The sequence below is a fragment of the Acinetobacter sp. AKBS16 genome, assembly GCF_002899995.1.
Classification (GTDB): Bacteria; Pseudomonadota; Gammaproteobacteria; order Pseudomonadales; family Moraxellaceae; genus Acinetobacter; species Acinetobacter baumannii.
In genome coordinates, this window is record NZ_POYH01000015.1 from 45,891 (window position 1) to 54,049 (window position 8,159).

Below are 8,159 nucleotides of genomic sequence, written 5' to 3' on the forward strand. Positions count from 1 at the left end.
AAATGCTTTTTTTGCATATTTAATAACGGTTTTATTGATAAGCTTTAATCTAAATTGACATAAAAAAAGCCCAGATAAATCCGGGCTTTTTTGATAGCAAACTTTTATTTGTTATCTGGTAATGCATAAGCCACTAAATAGTCGCCCATTTTTGTACCAAATGAACCATGACCACCGGCCATAATTACAACATATTGTTTACCATTAATTTCATAAGTCATTGGTGTTGCTTGTCCACCTGCTGGTAAACGCGCTTCCCAAAGTTTCTCACCATTCGTTACGTTAAACGCACGGATGTAGTTATCTTGAGTTGCACCAACAAACATGACATTACCTGCGGTAGAAATAGAACCACCTAAACCAGGAACACCAATTTTTACAGCTGGTAACTGGAACAAGTTCGGTAAACTGTCACGAATTGTACCAATACGTTTTTTCCAAACGACTTCATGAGTTTTCAAATCTACGCCAGCAACATATCCCCAAGCAGGTTGTTTACAAGGTAAACCAAGTGGAGATAAGAATGCGCTGATTTCAACACCATAAGGTACGCCATACATTGGCTGTACACCCTGCTCAGTTCCCGCACCTTTTGCAGTTTGCGCACGGTTTGGATCAGCAGGAATTAAACGACTCACGAATGGCAGACCAATCGGGTTCATTACAGCAACTTGACGGTCAGGGTTAACTGACATACCGCCCCATTCAAACACACCTAAATTACCAGGGAAAACTAAAGTACCGTTTTCAGATGGTGGCGTATAAATACCATCGTAATTGAGGCGTTTGAATGACACACGACACATGAGCTGATCAAGCATAGTGGCACCCCACATATCTTTATCAGTCAATTTATCTTGTGGTGCCAAGTTCAAATCAGAGAATGGCTGAGTTTTTGAATAATGCTCACCTTTAGTCTGTGGTCCGCGTTTAACTGTTTGTGGAACTGGTTTCTCAGTTACAGGAACAATTGGCTGACCATTACGACGATCAAGAACAAAGGCATTACCTGTTTTGGTCAAGACATAAATTGCTGGAACAGTTTTACCAGATTTGTCTTTAATATCTGCCAAAGATGGTTGTGACGGTACGTCCATATCCCATAAATCGTGATGGGTTGTCTGGAAGTTCCAAATCAATTTACCTGTTGAAGCGTTAATCGCTAACATAGAGTTCGCATAACGTTCTTTCAACTCGGTACGGTCACCACCCCAGATATCTGGAGTACCTACACCTGTTGGAACATAAACGATATCAAGTTTGGCATCGTATGCTAAAGGTGCCCAAGCATTTGGTGAGTTATGAACAAAGGTTGTACCTTCACCTGGCATTGCATTTGGATCTGCTGCACCAGTATCAAATACCCAAAGAAGCTTACCAGTGTTTACGTCATATCCACGGATAACACCTGATGGCTCTTTATTTGAATAGTTGTCGGTAACTGAACCGGCAATAACCACTGTTGAACCAGTAACAACACCTGGAGATGTTGGGTTATAACCACCTGGATAAGCATATGGCATGAATTCTTGTAAATTCACTTCACCATTTTGACCAAAGTCAGTACATGCTTTACCTGTGTCAGCATTTACAGCAACTAAACGTCCATCATTGACTGGAACAAAGACTTTACGTGGACATTGAGTTGAAGTCGACTTTTTAGTTTGTAAGCTTGTCGCAAATTCAGTTGTGTTGTTTGCATCGTAATACATTACACCACGACAAGTTAAATGCTGGAACGATTTATCCGTTTTAAGCTTCGGATCAAAACGCCATTTTTCCTTACCTGTAGCTGGGTCAATCGCAATTAATTGCTGGTGAGCCGTACAGATAAACATGTTATTACCAATTTTAATTGGTGTAACCTGATTGGTTGTTTCGCCAGAGTCATTATCTGTTTTGAAATCACCAGTACGGAATGTCCAGGCAACTTTCAGATCTTTTACGTTCTGGTCATTAATCTGTTTCAATGGAGAATAACGTTCACCAGCTTGAGTACGACCATAAGCAGGCCAGTCGCTCTCTGCAACGCCCGGAACGGCTTGAGCAGTTTCTGGTTGAGGTGTCTTGATTTCACCATTAATTTCTTGCGGATCATTGAAGATAGAATAAACCATCAACACGATTGCAATTGCTAAAGTTGAAGATAAGGCAACTTTACTTGATCCAAGGTTGTTGATTCCACGAGTTACAGCCGGAACCAATAACCATAAACCAAGAATACCTAAAATATCTAAACGTGGTGCAAGCGCCCAAAAGTCTGTTCCAACTTCCCAGACACTCCAGATAATAGTACCTAGCATTAATGCGGCATAAACCCACAAAGCAGCAGAAGCGCGCTTGTAGAGTTGCCATGCAACAATGAGAAGTAAGACTCCAGCTACAATATAGTAAATTGAACCGCCTAGTGTAGCGAGCCAAATACCTCCAATTAGCAGGAATAACGCCAATAACCCAATAATAATTACGGTAAAAGTCGTTAAACCTGATCTTGAAGAAGGTTGATTCATAAACCACCTCTTATCAATCATCATTTTTATCGGAAAGATGTGCCAAAAAACTTATAGAAAAATGACATCACCAATACGTCTAAAACAAAATTCAGGCATAAAGAAAAAAACGGAAGGTCAGGATACTTCAATCAATGATTTAGCCCTCGACAATCCGTTTTCGGAATAATTACTTAGAATGCAGTTGAGAACTTAATACCGCCTACCCAAGTGTTATCACCATTTTTTAATGCACCAACATGACGAACATATTGCACATTTGGACGAATAGTTAGCCAGTTAGTGGCATGAATACCATAGTAAAGCTCGGTATTATATTCGGTGTCGTATTCTTTGGCTTGAACATCGTTCCAATCATCATTGATATGGATACGAGCAACACCAAGTGCCAACTCATCTTGAGGACGTTGATTCAGCAAACCTTTATAGACTAAGCCTATATTTTGCATGTTATCAACTTTGTTGGTATCTGAGTCGTGGAAAGTCAGGTTCACAAACCCTGTTAAACCACGGTCAGTTTGATCAGCTGGCTGGAATAATTTCTGTTTTGCAGTTACCCAAACACCTTGCTTATGAGATGTTTTAGTTGAATCTGCAATTTCTTTGGCATCGGCAGTACTATAGTAATAACCTAAACGGTATTCACCAGGCATGCTTTGCACACCTAATTTAGGTGACCAAACTACTTCTGCTGGAATAATTGCACCGTGAGAACCATCTGTACTTAGGTTAAAGCCTTTGCCACGTTCCAAGTTTTCAGGGTTATATTCATATACACCCACTTGTGTATATAAATCAGGTTGCAAGTTATATTTGACACGCATTGCCCATTGGCTAACTGGCCAGTTATACCACTGATCGCCTACCCAGTTACCCACTTGTGAACCACAAAGTGCCAAGTTCTGGAAATCACAGTCAAAACTATTAAAGTCTTCACCCTCACCAAAACGGCCCACTTTAACATCTAACTTCTGATCAAGGAATTTTTTCTTGATCCATAAATCTGTTAAACGCCAAGTTTGTTCACGGCCCCACACTTCTTGAACAGAACTTTGATGCCCAGCCAATGCTGGAGAATGTTCAGAAAGCGATTGCCCATCACGATAAGTTAATGTGATTTGAGCTTCTGTATCTTGCCACCCTAAAATTTTACCTAGGTCCAAATGAGAACCTAAAGCAAGTTGCCCTGTATAAGCACTACCGTGTGTAGATGTTTGTTTGGAATCTAAAATACCGGCATATTCACCGGTATATCCAAAAGAAAAATCATAACCTTGTGCTTGCAACGCTGTACGTTGCCCGTTCCAATCACCCAACATCCAAGAACCATTTGGGTCAAATGCAGCAGCAGCTTGTGCATGCTGAACAAAAAGAGTAATTGATAAAACGGATAAACAGGAAACCATCAAAGATTTATGCGTTTTCATGTTTACGAACCTTTTATGTCTTTGTTTATAAAGGTTACGCTAATTTTATGTAAAGAAATTATTCAAAATGTTAATCAATTGATTATTCAGATAATAATTTCAATACATACTGTATAAGAAATAGCCCCTTAACCTCACCACTGCCCTTCGCCAAGTTTTTGACCTACAAAGGAATATCGCATTTGCGAACGTGAAAACTTAATTGGGCATGCAATTTGTGGTTCTGTATCTGGCGTATTATTTTGCAAAGGAACATTCACAATCCATCCACGTTGTTGTGCTAACGGTGAATTTAAAGCCTCACTTAAACTCAATACCGGTTCTACACAAACATCGAGATTTGCAAAAATTTCATGCCATTCTTTGAATGTTTTGGCTTTAATTTTTTCTTGAATGGCTTGCTTAACTTCCTGTCGATCTTGCTCATCTAATGACGCACCTTTTTGTAATAACACAGGTAAGTCTAATGCCGCAGACAAACCTGCCATAAATTGTGGTTCAAGGCTACCGATAGAAAGATAACGGCCATCTTGCGTCATATAATAGTCATAGAAAATCCCCCCATTGAGCATCCCCTGCTCGGGAGCCTGTTCAACTTGTGCGGCAAGCGTGGCTGAAGCTGCCATACTATTTAGACTTGCAACACAGTCCGTCATGGAAATATCAATATATTGACCTATACCGCTACGGCTGCGTTCAACTACAGCAGCCAAGATCGCAATGACTGCATGTAATGAACCACCAGCAATATCGGCAACCTGAATACCAAGCGGTGGCGGACCGCTATCTTGTCGGCCGCTATACCCAGCAATACCAGCTAAAGCTAAATAATTAATGTCGTGCCCAGCCCGATCTTTATAACTTCCAGTTTGGCCATAACCTGTAATTGAACAATAAATTAAACGCGGGTTAATTTCTGCAAGGGTGGCATAGTCCAGCCCTAAACGGCGCATGACATCTGGCCGAAACTGCTCAATCACAATATCAAACTCAGAAATCTTGGCTTTAATCAGATCAATACTTGCAGCATCTTTTAAGTCGAGAACGATCGACTGCTTATTTCGGTTTAGATAACTATGTGCAGTCGCCTGCCCATTTGCATAGGGCGGCATAATCCGAATGAGATCTGGACGTGATGGAGATTCAATATGGATGACTTCTGCCCCCATATCGGCTAAATACATTGTGGCGAAAGGTCCAGGTAAGAGCGTCGAGAAATCGAGAACTTTAAGTCCATTTAATGCAGTCGTCATCGTTTTTTTAACCACTATTATTCGAATTTTCTTTTATATTAGTTAAGCAAATATTCTAAAACAATGTCATGTTCAGCCATTTACCTTGATCATTTCGGCAATTTAACATGTAAAAAGTGCTTTTACACTGTTGTAAATCGCCAATTTATTTTTTTAGACGGTCATTTAGGTCAATTTAAAGTGAACATCAAAGAGACTGAAGGATTCAATATGAGTCGCGATACGATTAGCATCCACTTCGTGAATGCGGCTTTGACAGGCGTAAAGCGCCTTGGCATGGATGTCGAGACGTTACTTTCACATGTGGGTATCGAAGCGGAACTATTACGTCAACCTAAAGCTCGAATCTCACCAGAACAATATACCCGTTTTATAAAAATGTTATGGATGGTCACACAAGACGAACACGTCGGTTTCGATGTACAACCGCGTCGTTTGGGCACTTTTGCCATTATGTGTCAGTTGATTATTCATGCAAAAACCTTGGGCCAAGCCCTTGAACTTTCATCTCAATTTTACAAATTATTTGGTGATGAATGGTCAGTAACACTGGAGCGTGACAAACACGAAGCACGTTTAGTACCTCTCATTCCAAAAACATTAGATCCGGATCATTTCATTACTGAAAGTATGCTCATGATCTGGCATGGATTGGCATCATGGCTGATTGAACGTCGCTTACCATTAGAACGTGTTCATTTTAGCTATCCACGTCCTGCACATGCAGATGAATATGACGCGTTATTCTTTGCGCCGGTTATGCAATTCGACGCACCGCGTACCGAAATAACCTTTGCGGCTGATTATCTTGACTTACCAATTCGCCAAGATGAAAAAACATTAGAAGAATTCTTAAAAGCAGCCCCTGCTCAGCTTTTAGTAAAATTCAAAAACACCAACTCGTTGACTTCACGTATTCGTGAAGTACTCAAAAGTCAAATTGGTGAAGAAATGCCAACGCTCAATGACGTTGCATCAATGTTGTATTTATCTCCGCAAACTTTACGCCGCCGCCTAGCTGCCGAAGGTAAAAGCTATCAGGGCGTGAAAGACGCTTTACGCCGAGATGCTGCGATTCATTTATTACTCAATCCTGAGTTAACACTTGAAGATGTTGCTCAGCAAGTTGGTTTTAGTGAAACCAGTACATTCCACCGTGCATTTAAAAAGTGGACTGGTGTTACTCCCGGTCTATATCGCCAGCTCCATGGTTACCATTAATTCTTAAATCTCTTTAGTTTCACATTTAGCCCAAGTTCAACTTGGGCTTTTTTGTATCGCCATTGGCAAAAATCATCACCTGACTGGTGCGCTTATCGTCATTGCACTCCCTCTTAAAAACAGTACACTCAAAAACACGACAAAGTTTAAGTAATAAAAAAAGGAACTGTTATGAGCGAGGCTTATATTATTGACGCCATTCGCACACCACGCGGAAAAGGAAAAAAAGACGGCTCTCTTTACGAAGTAAAACCAATCACATTACTCACCACTCTATTAAACGAATTACAGCAACGCCATCAACTCGATACATCTAAAGTAGATGATATTGTTCTGGGCTGCGTGACACCAATTGGTGATCAGGGCGGTGATATTGCCAAAACAGCAGCGATTGCAGCGGGCTGGAATGATGATGTTGCAGGTGTGCAAATTAACCGCTTTTGCGCTTCAGGTTTAGAAGCGGTCAACATGGCAGCCATGAAAGTTCGTTCTGGTTGGGAAGATTTAGTGGTTGCTGGTGGCGTTGAATCAATGTCACGTATCCCAATGGGTTCTGATGGCGGACCGTGGGCCTTAGATCCGGAAACCAACCTTAAATCATCTTTTGTTCCACAAGGTGTCGGCGCTGACCTCATTGCAACCTTAGATGGCTATAGCCGAGAAGATGTTGATAATTTTGCCGTAAAGTCACAACAAAAAGCAGCGGCAGCTCAAGCAAATGGTTATTTCGATCAATCAGTTGTGCCAGTCAAAGATCACGCAGGTGTTGTGATTTTAGAAAAAGATGAATTTATTAAAGGCAATACCACACTTGAAGGGTTAGCAAAGCTCAACCCAAGTTTTGAAATGATGGGGCAAATGGGCTTTGATGCTGTTGCCCTGCAAAAATATCCAGAAGCACAAAAAGTAAATCATGTTCATCATGCTGGTAACTCATCAGGTATTGTCGATGGAGCAGCTCTTGTTTTACTGGCTTCAGAAAAAGCAGTGAAAGAACAAAACTTAAAACCACGCGCTAAAGTTTTGGCGACTGCATTAGTCGGTACTGATCCAACCATTATGCTGACTGGCCCTGCCCCTGCCGCACGCAAAGCTTTGGAAAAAGCTGGTTTAACAATTGATGATATTGACCTATTTGAAGTCAACGAAGCATTTGCAGCTGTCGTGATGCGTTTTATTAATGAGCTCAATGTGCCTGCTGAAAAAGTCAACGTAAATGGCGGTGCGATTGCTTTAGGCCATCCCTTAGGAGCAACCGGTGCCATGATTTTGGGTACATTACTTGATGAGCTTGAACGTCAAAATAAAAAACGCGGTTTAGCAACGCTCTGTGTCGGCGGTGGTATGGGTATTGCCACCATTATTGAACGTGTATAAAAATTTAGGGATATATAAAGATGAGTGCAATTCAATACGAAAAAAATGCCGACAATATTGTCATTTTAACGCTTGATTCAACTGGTCAGTCTGCAAATACCATGAATGCAGAATTTCGTGACTCGCTTGATGAGGTCACCCAGAAACTTAAAGCAGAAACAGAGCTTTCAGGTGTTATTTTTCGCTCAGCAAAAAAAACTTTCTTTGCTGGTGGTGATTTAGATGAACTGATTCAAGTTCAACCTGAGCATGCAACTGACTTTTTCAATATGGTTGAGAAGTTAAAAGGTCATCTAAGAACGATTGAAACACTAGGGATTCCCGTGGTTGCAGCATTGAATGGCACGGCACTGGGCGGAGGATGGGAAATC

At 41.0% G+C, this 8,159-nt stretch carries 6 protein-coding genes; 3 read left to right on the top strand and 3 right to left on the bottom strand.

Annotated elements, in window-relative coordinates; translation table 11 throughout:
- Positions 1-104 precede the first annotated feature (104 nt).
- From C1642_RS02450 to C1642_RS02460, 3 genes are all read right to left on the bottom strand, one after another.
- A complete protein-coding gene (locus C1642_RS02450; protein WP_001075596.1) occupies positions 105-2,510 on the bottom strand; it encodes a glucose/quinate/shikimate family membrane-bound PQQ-dependent dehydrogenase in 2,406 nt (801 codons plus the stop codon).
- Positions 2,511-2,683: 173 nt separating this feature from the next.
- Complete coding sequence (locus tag C1642_RS02455; protein WP_002001352.1) at positions 2,684-3,916, bottom strand: carbohydrate porin; 1,233 nt, start codon at positions 3,914-3,916, stop codon at positions 2,684-2,686.
- A gap of 155 nt (positions 3,917-4,071) precedes the next feature.
- Positions 4,072-5,190: a CaiB/BaiF CoA transferase family protein gene (locus C1642_RS02460; protein ID WP_000205325.1), complete on the bottom strand. Its 1,119-nt coding sequence runs from the start codon at positions 5,188-5,190 to the stop codon at positions 4,072-4,074.
- Positions 5,191-5,400: 210 nt separating this feature from the next.
- Between C1642_RS02460 and C1642_RS02465 the strand changes: the two genes are divergently transcribed.
- From C1642_RS02465 to C1642_RS02475, 3 genes are all read left to right on the top strand, one after another.
- Positions 5,401-6,411: an AraC family transcriptional regulator gene (locus C1642_RS02465; protein WP_000085721.1), complete on the top strand. Its 1,011-nt coding sequence runs from the start codon at positions 5,401-5,403 to the stop codon at positions 6,409-6,411.
- A 171-nt stretch (positions 6,412-6,582) separates the two neighbouring features.
- Positions 6,583-7,788 carry an acetyl-CoA C-acetyltransferase gene (locus C1642_RS02470; RefSeq protein WP_001287646.1) on the top strand — a complete coding sequence of 402 codons (1,206 nt, stop codon included), beginning with the start codon at positions 6,583-6,585 and terminating at the stop codon, positions 7,786-7,788.
- 20 nt (positions 7,789-7,808) lie between these two features.
- On the top strand, positions 7,809-8,159 hold a 351-nt coding region (locus tag C1642_RS02475), incomplete at its 3' end, for an enoyl-CoA hydratase/isomerase family protein (RefSeq protein WP_146035309.1).